The organism is Candidatus Omnitrophota bacterium (genome assembly GCA_028717245.1).
GTDB lineage: Bacteria > Omnitrophota > Gorgyraeia > Gygaellales > Profunditerraquicolaceae > JAGUYA01.
In genome coordinates, this window is sequence record JAQUOD010000004.1 from 50797 (window position 1) to 66466 (window position 15670).

The 15670-nt window shown below is 44.3% G+C and carries 15 protein-coding genes; all 15 read right to left on the reverse strand.

The genetic code is table 11. From position 1 onward, the window contains the following. Positions 1–14: 14 nt before the first annotated feature. The 15 genes from PHV44_03500 to polA all read right to left on the reverse strand — a co-directional run bounded on the left by PHV44_03500 (position 15) and on the right by polA (position 15667). The gene (locus PHV44_03500; GenBank protein ID MDD5592350.1) at positions 15–1286 is read right to left on the reverse strand and encodes a pitrilysin family protein; all 1272 of its coding nucleotides are present in this window, start codon (positions 1284–1286) and stop codon (positions 15–17) included. Further along, positions 1283–2068: a tryptophan synthase subunit alpha gene (gene trpA / locus PHV44_03505; GenBank protein ID MDD5592351.1), complete on the reverse strand. Its 786-nt coding sequence runs from the start codon at positions 2066–2068 to the stop codon at positions 1283–1285. The genes PHV44_03500 and trpA overlap by 4 nt, the downstream gene beginning before the upstream one ends. Before the next feature lie 73 nt (positions 2069–2141). Further along, positions 2142–3323 (reverse strand): tryptophan synthase subunit beta, encoded by a 1182-nt coding sequence (gene trpB / locus PHV44_03510; GenBank protein MDD5592352.1) that lies wholly within the window; start codon positions 3321–3323, stop codon positions 2142–2144. Between the two features lie 104 nt (positions 3324–3427). Then, the gene (locus PHV44_03515) at positions 3428–4048 is read right to left on the reverse strand and encodes a phosphoribosylanthranilate isomerase (protein ID MDD5592353.1); all 621 of its coding nucleotides are present in this window, start codon (positions 4046–4048) and stop codon (positions 3428–3430) included. Positions 4049–4091: 43 nt separating this feature from the next. Continuing rightward, positions 4092–4880, reverse strand: coding sequence for an indole-3-glycerol phosphate synthase TrpC (trpC, locus tag PHV44_03520; protein ID MDD5592354.1), 789 nt, complete (start codon positions 4878–4880; stop codon positions 4092–4094). Next, complete coding sequence (gene trpD, locus PHV44_03525; GenBank protein MDD5592355.1) at positions 4877–5893, reverse strand: anthranilate phosphoribosyltransferase; 1017 nt, start codon at positions 5891–5893, stop codon at positions 4877–4879. The genes trpC and trpD overlap by 4 nt, the downstream gene beginning before the upstream one ends. Beyond that, the gene (locus PHV44_03530) at positions 5890–6453 is read right to left on the reverse strand and encodes an aminodeoxychorismate/anthranilate synthase component II (GenBank protein ID MDD5592356.1); all 564 of its coding nucleotides are present in this window, start codon (positions 6451–6453) and stop codon (positions 5890–5892) included. The genes trpD and PHV44_03530 overlap by 4 nt, the downstream gene beginning before the upstream one ends. Next, entirely contained in the window at positions 6450–7712 is a 1263-nt protein-coding gene (murA, locus tag PHV44_03535; protein ID MDD5592357.1) for a UDP-N-acetylglucosamine 1-carboxyvinyltransferase, read from the reverse strand. The genes PHV44_03530 and murA overlap by 4 nt, the downstream gene beginning before the upstream one ends. A 2-nt stretch (positions 7713–7714) precedes the next feature. Continuing rightward, positions 7715–8515: a peptide chain release factor N(5)-glutamine methyltransferase gene (gene prmC, locus PHV44_03540; protein MDD5592358.1), complete on the reverse strand. Its 801-nt coding sequence runs from the start codon at positions 8513–8515 to the stop codon at positions 7715–7717. Further along, positions 8508–9566, reverse strand: a complete 1059-nt coding sequence (gene prfA, locus PHV44_03545; GenBank protein ID MDD5592359.1) for a peptide chain release factor 1 — start codon at positions 9564–9566, stop codon at positions 8508–8510. Before prfA ends, prmC begins: the two co-directional genes overlap by 8 nt. A 3-nt stretch (positions 9567–9569) precedes the next feature. Next, positions 9570–9797: a 50S ribosomal protein L31 gene (gene rpmE / locus PHV44_03550; protein MDD5592360.1), complete on the reverse strand. Its 228-nt coding sequence runs from the start codon at positions 9795–9797 to the stop codon at positions 9570–9572. Positions 9798–9908: 111 nt separating this feature from the next. Then, complete coding sequence (gene rho / locus PHV44_03555; protein ID MDD5592361.1) at positions 9909–11165, reverse strand: transcription termination factor Rho; 1257 nt, start codon at positions 11163–11165, stop codon at positions 9909–9911. After that, positions 11153–11764 carry a dephospho-CoA kinase gene (gene coaE, locus PHV44_03560; protein ID MDD5592362.1) on the reverse strand — a complete coding sequence of 204 codons (612 nt, stop codon included), beginning with the start codon at positions 11762–11764 and terminating at the stop codon, positions 11153–11155. The genes rho and coaE overlap by 13 nt, the downstream gene beginning before the upstream one ends. Continuing rightward, on the reverse strand, positions 11742–13130 hold the full coding sequence (glgA, locus tag PHV44_03565) for a glycogen synthase GlgA (GenBank protein ID MDD5592363.1): 1389 nt from the start codon (positions 13128–13130) through the stop codon (positions 11742–11744). Before glgA ends, coaE begins: the two co-directional genes overlap by 23 nt. Continuing rightward, a complete protein-coding gene (polA, locus tag PHV44_03570) occupies positions 13121–15667 on the reverse strand; it encodes a DNA polymerase I (GenBank protein MDD5592364.1) in 2547 nt (848 codons plus the stop codon). Before polA ends, glgA begins: the two co-directional genes overlap by 10 nt. Between the last annotated feature and the right edge of the window lie 3 nt (positions 15668–15670).

Genomic DNA, 15670 nt, shown 5'->3' on the forward strand with positions numbered 1-15670 from the left:
AATACGGCTTTAGTTTAATTCAGCTGGCGGTATATCTCTTTTTCTTTATCTTTAAGCGGGCCGATCAAAGCAAGATTTAATCTTCCTTCCTGTAATATGGATTCGGCTGCCTCGCGGATATTTTCCCGTTTTACCTTCCGCACCTCTTTGATGATATCCTCAAGGGAATAAACCTTATCCAGGGTGGCGAGAGATTCGCCTATCCAGAGCATATGGTCAAGGGTGTCCTCCAGGGCAAGCATGAGCTGGCCCAGATAAAATTCTTTTGCCCGTTTAAATTCGGCAGCAGTAACCAGCTTATCCTTGGCCTTCTTCAGCTCTTTGAGGATAAGCTTTATGGCCTCGCTGACGTTGCGGTTATCAATTCCGGCATGGACGATAAATGCCCCCGTATCCTGAAAATATTTCACCTGCGTGCCTATCTCATAAGCCAGGCCATTCTTTTCCCTGACTTCATTAAAGAGCCGGCTGGACATATTTGCCCCCAAAACTATATGCAAGAGCCCCAGGGCATACTTTAAAGGATGCTCCCTCTTAAACCCGCGAAAGCCTAAAGCCATATGGGTCTGTTCCGTCTCTTTGTATAAGAGTTTTAATTTTGGTTTGAATTGCTGCTCCCTTACTTTCGAGAAGGCATTTATATTTTTATCCTGTCCTGCGGAAAATATAGCGCTTACCTTGTCTGTGAATTTATCAAAATCCAAAGCACCCGCAACACTGATGATAATATTGGGCGCGGTATAATACCTTTCTTTAAACAGGGAGAGTGAGCCTCTCTTGATTTTATTCACGGAATCAGCCGTACCTATAATAGGCGCCCCTAACGGCTGATCAGGCCAGAGGAGTTCGTCCAATAATTCATAGACATAACTCTGGGGCAGGTCTTTATACATCTTTATTTCTTCCAGGATTACCGTCCTCTCCTTGTTTATTTCTTTTTCCAGCAACAGGGGGTTTCTCACCATATCCGAAAGGACATTCAGGGCGATATCCAGATAGGAATAGGGGATTTTTACCAGATAGCAAGTCAACTCTTCCGAGGTGAACCCGTTTAAAGAGCCGCCTACTCCTTCGATTGATTCTTTTATCTTACGGCAGGAGTAATTCTTCGACCCCTTAAAGACAAGGTGCTCTAAGAAATGGGCTATGCCTTTAAATTCAGCGGACTCATACCTGCCGCCTACCCTGATCCAGATACCTATGGCCACAGACTGCATCTTACTCATAGGATGCGCCACTATCCTTAGGCCATTATCCAATATTTTATTTTTATAAATCCGGCTCATATTTTCAGTTTACGGATAAATCCGCCTACCCTCTTTACTAAATCAGGCCTGCCGATATTTTCTTTAATCCTCCTGATAATAGCGCTGCCTATGATTACGCCGTCGGCAATTTTATAAATCTGCCTTACCTGCTTAGCGCTTGATACCCCAAACCCCACGCAAACGGGTTTACGGGTATTTTTTTTCACTGCCTTGAGGTTATTTATCAGGTCCGAAGGCAACTTTTTACGCACTCCGGTAACTCCGGTCAAGGAAACATAATAAATAAAACCCCGGGAGACACCGGAGATAAATTTCATCCGCTCTTTAGTGCTTGTGGGTGCTAGAAAAAAGATAATATCTAAATCATATTTTTTCGCTGACTCTATAAAAGTCGCGGCTTCTTCAGGAGGCAGATCCGGTATAATCACGCCGTCTACTCCTGACCCCGAGGCCTTCCTGGCGAATTTTTCTTCGCCAAAACAAAATATGGGATTGTAATAAGTCATCAGGCACAAAGGGATATCCGTATCTTTCCTTAACGTCTTGACTAACTTTAATATATCGTTAAGATTAACACCCCTCTTTAAGGACTCCTGCGACGCTTCCTGGATAATCGGCCCGTCTGCCATAGGGTCAGAAAAAGGAACGCCTAATTCTACAATATCCACGCCGTTTTTAGCAAACTCCAATACTAGTTTTCGAGTGGTATCAAGGTTCGGGTAGCCGGCAGTAATAAAGGCAATAAATGCTTTCTTATTTTTTTTCTTTAAATCCTTAAATTTTTTATCAATACGGTTCATCCCACACCTTCTCTCTTATTCAAGAATTCTGTTTATTTAAATCCCACATCCATGCAATTAGAAGGCGTGGGATTCATAATTTCAATCCTTTCACTACAATATCCAAATCTTTATCCCCCCTGCCTGAAAGGCAAAGGATAATTATCGCGTCTTTATTAATTTTTCCTGCCAGCCGGGTAAGATAAAATACGGCATGAGCAGGCTCTAAGGCCGGGATTATACCTTCGGTTTCCGATAATAATTTAAAGCCTTCCAGGGCTTCTTTGTCGTTGACTGCCACGTAGGTAGCCCGGCCTGTCTTTTTATAATAAGCGTGCTCCGGGCCTACGCCGGGATAATCTAAACCCGCGGCAATAGAGTGGGCAATTTTTACCTGGCCGAATTCATCTTCCAGGAGCCCGGATTTGGAGCCATGTAAAACCCCTGTTTTTCCACCCACTAAAGTAGCAGCATGTTTTCCTGATGCTATACCCAAACCGCCTGCTTCTACGCCGATAAATTTGACTCTGCGGTCATTATAAAAAGGATAGAATAAACCCATAGCATTGCTACCGCCGCCTACACAAGCTACCAGATAATCCGGCAGCCTTTTTTCTTTTTTTAATATCTGCCGCCTTGCCTCGCGCCCGAGCACTGATTGGAAATCCCTGACCATCACTGGATACGGATGCGGCCCGGCAACAGAACCGATGATATAATGGGTGTGGCGCACATTAGTTACCCAATCCCTTAAGGCCTCGGTCATAGCATCCTTAAGCGTCTTTGAGCCGCTGCTCACAGGCACAACCCTGGCGCCTAAGAGTTTCATACGAAAGACATTTAACCTCTGCCTCTGGATATCTTCCTCACCCATATAGATATCGCACTCCAGCCCGAACATAGCGGCAACAGTAGCTGTGGCTACTCCGTGTTGCCCGGCGCCGGTTTCGGCAATAATGCGTTTCTTTCCCATCCTTAGCGCCAGAAGAACCTGGCCCAGGGTATTATTTATCTTATGCGCGCCCGTATGCAACAAGTCCTCTCTCTTAAGATAAATCTTTCTGATACCCAGATGTTTGCTTAAATTCTTAGCGAGATACAATGGCGTGGGCCGGCCGGCATATTCTTTAAGATAATAATCGAGTTCTTGATTAAATTTTCTATCGCGCCTGGCCTTCTTATACTCTTTTTCCAGCTCATCCAGGGCATGTATCAGCGTCTCAGGGACAAACCTGCCGCCGAAACCGTCAAAATGTCCTTTTTTATCGGGTAACATATCCACCTCTTCAATTTGCGTTATTATAAGTTAAAAATAAAAAGCCGTCAACGGGCATCTAAAAAGTAACCTTATGCCCGCGCAATACGGGCATTTTTCCATCTCTAACTCTTCTCCCTTACCGCCTTAATGAAACTCTTGGCTTTTTTATAGTCTTTCTCACCCGGTTTTATTTCTACACAGCTCGATACGTCTACCCAGTCCGGATGCGCCTGTTGTATTGCCTCTTTGGCGTTCTGGGCATTCAGCCCGCCGGATAAAAATATGGGCTTATGAAAACCGCTCAAATGCCTTATCAGCTCCCAGTTAAACCTCTTGCCTGTGCCGCCTATCTTTGATTTTACAAAGGTATCAAAAAGATAAGCATAAGTTCTATACCTCAAGATACCCCTGAAATCTACCCTGTCTTTTATCCTGAATGCCTTGATTATTTTATAACCTTTGAATTTGGCGCAAAATTCCGGCGATTCATCGCCGTGAAACTGCAGCATATCCAGCTTTAAATCTTTGGCAATGCGTTTGATGTTATTTTCCTTTTCGTCAACAAAAACCCCCACCTTCTTAATTGATTTAGGGATATGCCTGATGATTTCTCTGGCCTTATCCGGCCGGATATACCTGGGGCTCTTCTGATAAAAAACAAACCCTAAGGCATCGGGTTTAAGCCCTGCGATTTTTAGCGCATCCTCTAAATTCGTTATCCCGCATATCTTTACTTTTACCATCACACCTCAACTAACAACTAACGACCAACGACTAACGACTAAATTACCATCCCATCAGCTCTTCTATCTTCTTCTTTATATCCTGCGCTTCCATAATCGCTTCGCCGATTAAGACCGCGCTGACCCCCAGGATCTTTAAAAATAATATATCCTGGCTGCTCTTGATACCGCTCTCTACTACCACCACCTTACCTTTTGGGATAAGGAGAAATAAATTCTCCGTAGTCTTAAAATCTACCTCTAAAGTATGTAAATTGCGGTTATTTATCCCGATTAAAGGCGCCTTCAGGCTTAAGACCTTTTTTAATTCCTTCTCATCATGGACTTCTACCAAACAATCCAACCCCAGGCTTTCGGCTATCTGCATCAGCTCGGACAGCTTCTCCTTAGACAATAAATCCGCAATCAGCAATATGGCATCCGCGCCGTAGAATCTGGACTCATAAACCTGGTATGGCTCTAAAATAAAATCTTTTCTTAATACGGGGCATTGCACAATATTTTTCACTTCATTGAGGTAAGATATGCTGCCGCCGAAATAATCCTCTTCGGTCAATACCGATACTGCCGTAACTCCTGCCTCCTGATAAATACGGGCAATCTGGGCAAGATTGAATTCCTGGCGGATGATACCCCGCGAAGGGGATTGTCTTTTTATCTCGGCAATCAGAAAAATCTGCCTTGGCTTACTTATGGCTTCCATAAAAGGGCGCGTAGGCATAAGGCCGAGCACTTTAGCCTTTAACTCTTCCTCGGGGAGCTGCTGCTTGGTTAAAATAATCTTTTCTTTCTTTTTCTCTACAATTTCTTTTAGGATATCTGCTTTTTTCATTTATTTTTTTGTGAATACTCTTTAAGCGCTTCCAGCTTTTCTAATGCCTTACCTGAATCTATGGATTCAGAAGCCATCTTTATTCCCTCTTCAAGCGATTTGGCCTTATCGGCAGCGTATATGGCAGCTGCGGCGTTTAATAATACTATGTCCCGCTTAGGGCCGGCTTCCCCTTTTAAAACATCAAGCACGATCCGGGTATTATCGCAAACCTCTTTGCCTCTTAAGTCTTCTAACTGCACTTTGGGAAATCCGAAATCCTGCGGATTTATTTCGTAATCTTTTAAGCTGCCCTGATATGTTTCACTCACGTAGGTCCTGGCAGTAGTGCTTACTTCATCAAGGCCGTCCTGGCTGTGCACGACGAGCGCATGCGTTGTCCCCAGGTTACCCAGCACCGTGGCCAATATCTTTACCCAGCGTATTTCATATACGCCCAATAATTGATGCGTTGCGCCCGCGGGATTGGTTAAAGGGCCTAAAATATTAAATATGGTCCGCACCCCCATTTGTTTTCTCGCCGGCATGGCGTATTTCATCGCCGGATGGAGATTAGGCGCATAGAGAAAAGCAATCCCGATATCATTAAGGCATTCTTCTATATTTTTTTTGGGCATATTGATATTGACCCCTAATGCCTCTAATATATCCGCGCTGCCGCAGGAACTTGACACCGAACGGTTACCGTGTTTGGCTACGGTAATCCCTGCGCCAGAGGCCACAAATGCCGCTAGCGTAGAAACATTAAACGTCCCTTTTTTGTCTCCGCCTGTCCCGCAGGTGTCCAAAACCACATCTTTATCTGTGCGGATTTTAGTCACGTGGTTACGCATGACCGAGACCGCAGCGGTGATTTCTTCTACTGTTTCGCCTTTCTTATTTAAGGCGTCCAAGAAAGAAACAATCTCAGCCGTCTTTGCTTTACCGGTCATAATTTCTTCCATGACCTTGCGCATTAAATCCGGCGTAAGATTATTTTTTAAGGAGAGTTCGTTTATCGCCTCTTTAATCATATGGCTAAGAAATTAGCGAGGATATCCTGCCCTACTTTGGTTAAGATAGATTCAGGGTGAAACTGCACTCCCCATAAGGGATATTCTTTGTGCTTTAGGCCCATAATCTCTGATTCTTTTGTCCAGGCAATTATCTCTAAACATTCAGGCAGGGTTTTCTTTTCTACCACCAGAGAATGGTAACGTGTAGCTTCAAAAGGATTAGGTATGCCGCGGAATATAGTCTTTCGGTTATGATAAATAAGCGAGGTTTTTCCGTGCATCAGCCTCTTTGCGCCGATAATGCGGCCGCCGTAAACATAGCCCAGGCACTGGTGGCCCAGACACACCCCTAATATAGGAATTTTACCGGCAAATTTTTTAATCACCTCGCAGGAGATACCCGCGCCTTCCGGACGGCCCGGCCCGGGTGAAATCACAATTTTCCCGGGCTTAAGTTTCTTAATTTTATCTATGCTGATTTTGTCGTTCCTGAATACCCTGATATCTGCGCCCAGGGCCCCTAAATATTGGACGAGGTTATAGGTAAAGGAATCGTAATTATCAATCATAAGTATCATTCTTTTTCTCTCCAGATTTTTGCACCCAACCTCTCTAATTTTGCTTCCATATTTTCATATCCGCGCTCCAGATGATAAATCCTGGATACTGCGGTCTTGCCGCGTGCCACTAATCCGGCCAAGACTAAACAAGCAGATGCGCGTAAGTCCGAGGCCATGACCGGAGCGCCCGATAATTGTTTTACGCCTTCAACAATCGCATGCGGGCCTTCTCTTTGGATGCGCGCGCCCATACGGTTAAGCTCAGCCACATGCATAAACCTATCCGGATAAATCTTCTCGGTAACTACGCTTATGCCGGCAGTAACGCTCATTAAGCTCATCATCTGCGCCTGCATATCCGTAGGAAAACCCGGATAAGGCAAGGTAGTAATATTTATGGGCTTTAGCCTGCGTTTAGGGCAGACGCGGATTGAATTATCGGTATTTTTTAGAGAAACACCCGCTTCTTCAAGTTTATCAATGACCGCGCCTAAATGCCTGGAAAAAATATTCTTTATGGTAATATCCCCCCCTGTAATCAAAGAAGCCACTATTAAGGTGCCTGCTTCTATCCTGTCCGGGATTATCTTATGTTCGGCGCCGTGTAATTGCCTGACGCCCTCTATCTCTATGGTCGGCGTGCCGTGGCCCTTTATTTTAGCGCCCATTTTAATCAAGAAATCCGCCAGGTCTGCTACTTCAGGCTCGCAGGCTGCGGATTCAATAATAGTCTTACCCCTCGCTAAGGTAGCTGCCATCATTACATTATCGGTAGCCAACACCGATGAGCCATAAACGCCGCCTAAGTATACCTGGTTGCCTTTAAGCCGCTTTGCCTTGGCGATAACATAGCCTGCCTCAACAGCAATATCCGCACCCAAAGCCCTAATCCCTTTAAGGTGTAAATCTACGGGCCGCACGCCGATAATACAGCCGCCGGGTAGAGAAACTTTTGCCTTCTTTAGCTTAGCAAGCAGCGGCCCCAAAACACAGAATGAGGCGCGCATGGTAGAGACGAGTTTATAATCGGCGATAAAATTGGCGTGCTTATTCGGGCCAATGGCAACTGCGCCTTTATCGAACTCGGCACTCTTGCCCAGAGAACGTAAAATTTTTAACATGGTGTGCGTATCCCGCAGATTAGGCACACCCCTGATAATACAATGGTCGTCCGTCAAAAGGGCCGCCGCCAAAATGGGTAAGACCGCGTTTTTAGAACCCGATACAGTAACTTCGCCTTTTAGTTTTACCCCGCCTTCAATGATCAACTTATCCATATTTATCTTTCTTTTTTAGCTACAACGACTCTGTCTATATTATTATAATCCTTAATCCATTCTATTACCTTAAAAAATCCGGATTTTTGAAAAACATTTTTTATCGCATCCTTTTGCCCGAACCCCGCCTCCATAATTAAAAAACCTCCCTCTTTTAGATATCCGGGCGCATCCTGGATTATCCTGCGGTAAAAATCTAACCCTTCTTCGCCGCCGTCTAGGGCAATTCGCGGCTCATATTGTATCTCTGGTTGCAACGTGTCAATTTCCTGCGTAGGGACATAAGGTGGGTTAGAAACAATTATATCGTAAGCTGTAAGCTCTAAGCTATAAGCTGTAAGTAAATCACTTTGGAAAAAACTGATGCTATTGTCCACTCTATTTAACCGGGCATTAGCCCTGGCTATCTCTAAGGCACTTTCAGAAATATCTGTAGCATGGATTTCTGCTTCAGGTAAAAATTTTGCCAAAGACACAGCAATGCATCCTGAACCTGTACCTAAATCCAAAATATTGACACCTGACACCTGACACCTGACACCTGACACCAGCTTTATTGCTGTTTCTACTAAAATCTCCGTCTCCGGCCTGGGTATCAGCACATCCGGAGTTACCTTAAATTGCAAGCCCATAAATTCTGCCTTACCTAATATATATTGTATAGGTTCACTTTTTATCCGTCTTTTTAAAGCAGCGGATACCAAAGAAGAGCTGATTTTATCCAGAGATAAATCTTTATTTACATATAAAGACAGCCGGTCGCAATTCAATATATCGGTAAATAATAACTCTGCCTCATTCATTCTTTTTTCCCTCTGCTGCTTTTATCAATGCATCAGATAACTCATCCAAGTCGCCTTCCAATACCGCTTCCAATTGGTGCAGGGTCAGGTTTATCCTATGGTCGGTGACGCGGCGGTCAGGAAAATTATAGGTACGGATTTTCTCGCTCCTGTCTCCTGAGCCGATCTGGGATTTCCTCTCCTGGGAGATCTTTTTAGATTCCTCCTGTTGTTTTATATCCATAAGCCTTGCGCGCAGAATCCTCATTGCTTTAGTTTTATTCTTTAATTGTGAACGCTCATCCTGACAGGCCACCACCACCCCCGAAGGCAAATGCGTAATCCTTACCGCAGAATCGCTCTTTTGCATATGCTGCCCGCCCGGGCCTGAAGACCTGTAGGTATCAATGCGCAGATCTTTCTGGTCAACCGAAAAATCCACCTCTTCGGGTTCCATCAATACCGCTACCGTAGCGGTAGAGGTATGGATGCGGCCCTGCGCTTCCGTAGTAGGGACGCGCTGGACGCGATGCACGCCGCTTTCAAACTTAAGGCGTTTGTAGGCCTCTTTGCCTTTTACGCTAAAGACTATTTCTTTAAAACCTCCCAGTTCATTAGGATGCGCGGACATCGATTCTACGGCCCAGGATTTTCTGGCGGCATATTTTGTATACATCCGGTAAAGGTCACCGGCGAATAGTCCCGCCTCCAGGCCTCCGGTACCCTGGCGTATCTCGACGATGATATCACGGCCCAGGTCCTTATCTTCTCCCTTTAAAATATTTTTCAGTTTCAGCTCTAAATCCGCTTTCTTATTTTTTAAATCCTCTGATTCCGCCTTAGCCAAAGCCAGGAATTCACGCTCGTGTTTTTCCTTAAGCGTATTTTCCAGGTCCTGCGTTTCCTTAATAATCTTCTTATATTCCCGGAATATAGATACAGTCTCCTTCAGCTCTGACAAATCCCTCGCGTACTGGCTATACTGTTCCTTGTCAGATACGGTTTCGTACGAAGCCAGAAGGCGCTCTAATTCCTGGTAGCGTTTTTCTAACTGCTCTAATTGCTCAAACATCCTTTACTGGGCGTCCTCTGCCTTTGGCGCTTGTTTTTTAGCGTATTTCTTCATAAACTTATCCACCCTACCTGCGGAATCTACGAATTTTTGCTTACCCGTAAAAAACGGATGGCATTTCGCGCAGATCTCCACCCTGATACTGGGTTTAGTGGAACGCGTATGTATGGTATTACCACAGGCGCAGACAATCACACAATCCTGGTACTTGGGATGAATCTTGTCTTTCATTTAAAACCTCCTCGTAGATAAATCAGTTTGTGTCATAGTATCAAAGTATCAAGGTATCAAAGTTAAATCTTTTCTTTGACACATGACACTTTGACACATTGACACCTTATTTTATTGGTTCATACTATTTAAGAACTCCTCATTATCCTTGGTCTTAGCTAACTTTTCAATCAAAAGTTCCATTGCCTCCACATTATTTAATTCGTTCAAGACTTTTCGTAATATCCAGACCTTCTGCAGCTTCTCCTGCTTAAGGAGTAATTCTTCGTGCCTGGTGTTTGAACGTTTTATATCAATGGCCGGGTAGATCCTGCGCTGGAAGAGGTTCCTGTCCAGTTGTAATTCCATATTTCCGGTGCCTTTGAATTCTTCAAAGATGACCTCATCCATGCGGCTGCCCGTATCCACTAAGGCCGTTGCGATGATGGTTAAGCTGCCGCCCTCTTCTATAGCGCGGGCAGCGCCAAAAAATCTCTTAGGCTTTTGTAAGGCATTGGAGTCTATGCCCCCTGATAATACCTTGCCGCTATGCGGTATCACAGAGTTATAGGCCCTGGCCAGGCGCGTGATGCTATCCAAAAGGACGACCACGTCTTTTTTATGCTCTACCAGCCTCTTTGCCTTTTCTAAGACAATCTCAGCGACCTGCACGTGCCTCTCCGGAGGCTCATCAAAAGTAGAGGATATTACCTCGCCCTTCACGTGCCGCTGCATATCGGTGACTTCTTCCGGCCGCTCGTCTATCAGCAGTACGATTAGTATTGTATCGGGGTGGTTAGTTGTTATGGAATTAGCGATCTTCTGCAATAACACGGTCTTGCCGCTGTAAGGCTGGGCGACAATCAGCCCGCGCTGGCCCTTGCCTATGGGCGCCAATAAATCAATAACGCGCATGGATATCTCGTCGGGTTTTGTCTCCAGGTTAAATTCATCATGCGGATATATGGGGGTTAGGTTATCAAAGAGGATCTTGTCTTTGGCATCCTCGGGGTTCTCAAAGTTCACTGCCTGGACCTTTAAAAGGGCGAAATATTTTTCCCCTTCCTTAGGCGGACGGATTTCTCCGCTTACCGTATCCCCTGTCCTTAAATCAAACTTCCGTATCTGGGAAGGAGACACATAAATATCGTCGGGGCAGGGTAAATAATTATAGTTGGGCGAGCGTAAAAATCCGAATCCCTCTGCCAGTATCTCCAGGACACCTTCGCCGAACATCAGCCCTTCTTTTTCCGCCTGGGCCTGCAGTATTTTAAAAATCAGCTCCTGTTTTTTCAGGCCGCTTATGCCGTTGATATTCAATTCCTTAGCCAATTTATTCAGTTCGGAAATTTTTATTTCTTTCAGATTTACTATATCTAACTTCTCCACAACAACCTCCTTATTTTCTGTACTTGCTTCCTTGTCTCTTCCTTACTGCCGCTATTATCTATTACAAAATCCGCCAAGCGGACCTTATTGCGCAAGGGTATCTGCGCTTTAATCCTTTTTAAGATATCCTCTTTATTTGCTCCGGTTTTCTGGGCAACCCTCTCTATTTGTTTTTTAGCCGTTATATTTACCACGATCAATTTATCCGCTATTTTTTCCAATCCTTTCTCAATAAGCAGCGGCGCGTCTAAAACAATAACGCCTCCCGGTATCGAGCTTATCTTTTTTTTGATAATCCTGATAATTTCAGGGTGCATAATCTTATTTAACCTGCCGAGGGAACCCGGGTCATCGAATACTATTGCGGCTAATTTCTTACGGTTGACGGACTTACCCCCTTTAAGAATATTCCGCCCAAAGGCGCTGACTATCGCCTGATAAACCCCCGTGCCCGGTTTAATGACGCTGTGGGCAATCCTGTCCGCATCAATAACCTTAGCGCCGTAAGACCTAAAGATTCCGGCTACCGTAGTCTTGCCGCTGCCAAAACTTCCGGTCAGGCCCAGGGTTATTTTTTTATCGCGACTTTGCCTTTTCATACAACGTAAGGTATTTTTTGGCGGATTCCTTCCAGGAGAAATTACATTGCATGGCCCGGCGTATAAGCGCGGGCCATTTTTTCTTGTCGCCGAATGCCTTAACTGCCTTCTTTATTGTCTTAACCAAATCTTCTTTTGTATATTTATCAAACACAAAACCGTTATCCGCATTTACGGTATCAGCCAGGCCCCCGGTCTTAAATACTAACGGTATCGTGCCGTAGCTTAAGCTGATCATTTGGCCTAGGCCGCAGGGTTCGTATTTTGAAGGCATCAGGAATACATCAGAACCGGCGTATATCTTATGCGCCAGGGTGTCATCAAATTTTAAATGCAGGGAAACGACCTCAGGGTAGCTCTTGGCAATATTATCCAGGATAACATGGTATTTTAAATCGCCTGTGCCCAGGATAACCAATTGCAGCTTCATCTTGCAGATTTCTTCTATGGCATCGGTTAAGATATCAAAACCCTTCTGCTCGGCTAACCTGGAGACGATACCAAAAACAGGCACGCCCGGCTTGAGGGGAAGTTTACAGATTCTCTGTAGCTCTTCTTTATTTTTGCCCTTATCCGTTATACTTTCCAGGGAATAATTCTTCACGATGAATTTATCGTCCCGCGGGTTCCAGATGGAATAATCCAGGCCGTTTATTATCCCGAATACGCACTCGCGGCGCTTATTTAAAATTCCTTCCAGGCCGAAGCCAAACTCTTTAGTCTGTATCTCTTTGCTATAAGCCTCGCTTACGGTATTAATCAAATCAGAGAATTCCATGCCGCCTTTTAAGATGTTTATTTTATCGTAGAATTCCAGGCCCTCAATGTTAAAAATACTCCAGTCCAGGCCTAACTTGGGAAATTCCTCTTTGGGAAAGAGGCCCTGATAGCCGATATTGTGTATGGTTAATATTGATTTCGTATTCTTATAAAAAGGGTCGCCTTTGTATAATGTTTTCAGGTAGACCGGGATAAGGGCGCTCTGCCAATCGTGGCAATGCACTATATCCGCCTTGAAATTTATTTCTTTTAAAAGTTCCAGGGACCTCCTGGAATAATAGGAGAACCTGTCGAGATTATCCGGATAATCCCCGTTCTTATCTCCATAGAGCCCGTCACGGTTAAAATATGCATCTTTTTCTATGAAATATACTTTCAGGTTTTTCCCGATAACCGAAAAAGAGACATCCGGTTTTAATCTCTGGATCTTGAATTTAGGGTCTTGTATGGCTTTATAGCGGGGCATGATGACTATCGTTTCTTGGCCTAATGACTCTAACTCCAGGGGTAATGCCCCGGCTACATCCGCTAAACCGCCTGTCTTGGCAAAAGGCACAACTTCCGAAGCGCAAATAGCTATCCGCATTTAATTGCCTCCATTTCTAACCAATTCCTGCCCTTTTTAATATCTACCCTTATGGGCACGTCAAGTTTTAAGACATTCTCCATCCTGTCCTTTACGATATCTACAAGTTCATCCCATTCTCCTTCGGGGACATCAAATAATAATTCGTCGTGGATCTGCAGGATCATCCTTGCTTTATGGTTGTCTTTCTTTATCCGGCCGTGGATCTGTATCATCGCCAATTTTATCAGGTCGCTGGCTGAACCCTGGATAGGGGTATTTATTGCCTGCCTCTCGGCTACCTGGCGGATACCCTGATTTTTGTTATTGATTTCGGGGATATACCTGCGCCTGCCTAAAATGGTTGTAACGAAACCGTCTTTTTTGGCCCTATCAATCTGTTGCTCTACATAATCTTTTACTTTAGGATACCGGGAAAAATAGGCATCAATAAAATTTTGGGCCTCATCAACGGATATGCCCAAATCCCGCGAAAGCCCGAAAGAGGTCAAGCCGTAAACAATCCCGAAATTTACCCTCTTTGCGGTTTCGCGCATAGAATCGGTAACATCCTTTTCTTCTGTGCCATAGATCAAAGAAGCAGTGGCCTTATGTATATCTTTATCATTCTTAAACGCGAAAGTGAGGTTTTCATCTTTACAGATGTGCGCTAAAATTCTTAGCTCTATCTGCGAATAATCACACGACAACAGGCAGCTGTCTTTACTAAAAGCGACTACCGAGCGCCTTATGTTCCTGCCTATATCCGTTTTTATGGGGATATTCTGTAAATTAGGCGCGCTTGAGCTGAGCCTGCCGGTTTCAGTCGCTGTCTGGTTAAAAGAAGTGTGAATTCTTCCGGTTACCGGGTCAATTAAACCCGGCAGGACATCTATATATGTGTTTTTTAGTTTCATCAACTGGCGGTATTCCAATAATGCCTTGGGCAATTTATGCTTATCCGCCAATTTTCTTAAGACCTCCTCGTCGGTAGACGGCCCGGTTTTAGAGCGCTTGACCACGGGTAATTTTAGTTTTTCAAATAAGATATCCCTTAATTGTTTTGGAGAATTTATATTGAACTGGCAGCCGCTCATCCGGTAAATATCTTCTATCAGCTGAATCAGCCTCTTTTCTAAATCCCGAGAAAGCCCATCCAGGACCTGCGTATCCAATTTTATCCCGGTTAATTCCATCTGCGCCAGGACTTCTACTAACGGCATTTCAATTTCATTAAAAAGATTAATCAACTCTCTATCCTGCAATTCCTTTTCCAGCTTCGGCACAAGCTGCCTAATCAGAGTTACCGCCTTAGGGCTATCCACGGAACTGCCTTTAATTAATTCGCCCAGATAATCAAAAGCCAAATCGGCCAAGTTATATCCGGGTTTCGAGGGATTGATTAAATATCCGGCAAGCATGGTATCAAAACTTAAACCCTCAAGAATAACGCCTTGGCGGGCCAAAGATACGCTTATTTTTTTTAAATCATGGCTTATTTTTTTTATCGAAGGGTTGGATAATATATTTTTTAAGTCCGTTCCGGGATCCCCCGCGCGGAAGACTTTATCTTTTAAGCAAAAAACCAGGCTGTTAAAATCCTCTCCGGATAAGATAATCTCGCCTGCCCCCCCTATTAATTCTTTTAATTGTGCCTCATTAAAAACAACTGCCTCTTGTTTTTCTCCCTCCTCCTGAACGGCTTCCAAATCTTTTAATAAAATCTTGAACTCCAGGGATTTAAAGAGCCGGAATAATTCTTTGGTATTCGGCGCGCTTACTTTCAATTTCTCTAATTCAAAATCCAGCGCCACCTCTTCATCCAGGACAGCCAACTCTTTATTTAATTTTATTTTATCAATATTACCCTCTACTGCCGCCTTTAAGCGCGGCGGCTTTATTTTATCAATATTATTTAATAGTCCCTCCAATGACCCGAACTCTTTAATCAACCCTACCGCCGTCTTCTCTCCGATACCGGCAACGCCGGGGATATTATCCACATCATCCCCCATCAGCGCGACTACATCAGTCATCCTCTTTGGCTCCACTCCAAAACGCGCAAAGACTCTTTGCCCGTCATATATTGTGTCTTCGTTTTTACCGGGGCTAAACACCGCGATACCCTCATCCACTAACTGCAGGATATCTTTATCGGAGCTGACTATGGTTGTGGCTATGCCTTTTTCTTTTGCCCTCTTAGCCAGGGTAGCGATGATATCGTCTGCCTCAAAACCTTCTTTTTCAAATATGGCTATGCCATAAGCAGAGATTATCTCTTTAATAATCGGGATTTGGCCGCTTAGGCCTTCGGGCATCGGCGGACGCTGTATTTTATACTCCGCAAATTTCTTAAGCCTGAAGGTGTCCCGGGAAACGTCAAAACACACCGCCAAAAACTCCGGCTTTTTCTCTTTTAAGATTTTATTTAATATATTTATAAAACCATAGACGGCGTTTGTCGGCTGGCCAAAAGATGTGCTCAAGCCGCGTAGTGCGTAAAAGGCCCTGTAACAAAAGGCAGTAGCATCGATTAAAAATAATCTCGATTCAACCATTTA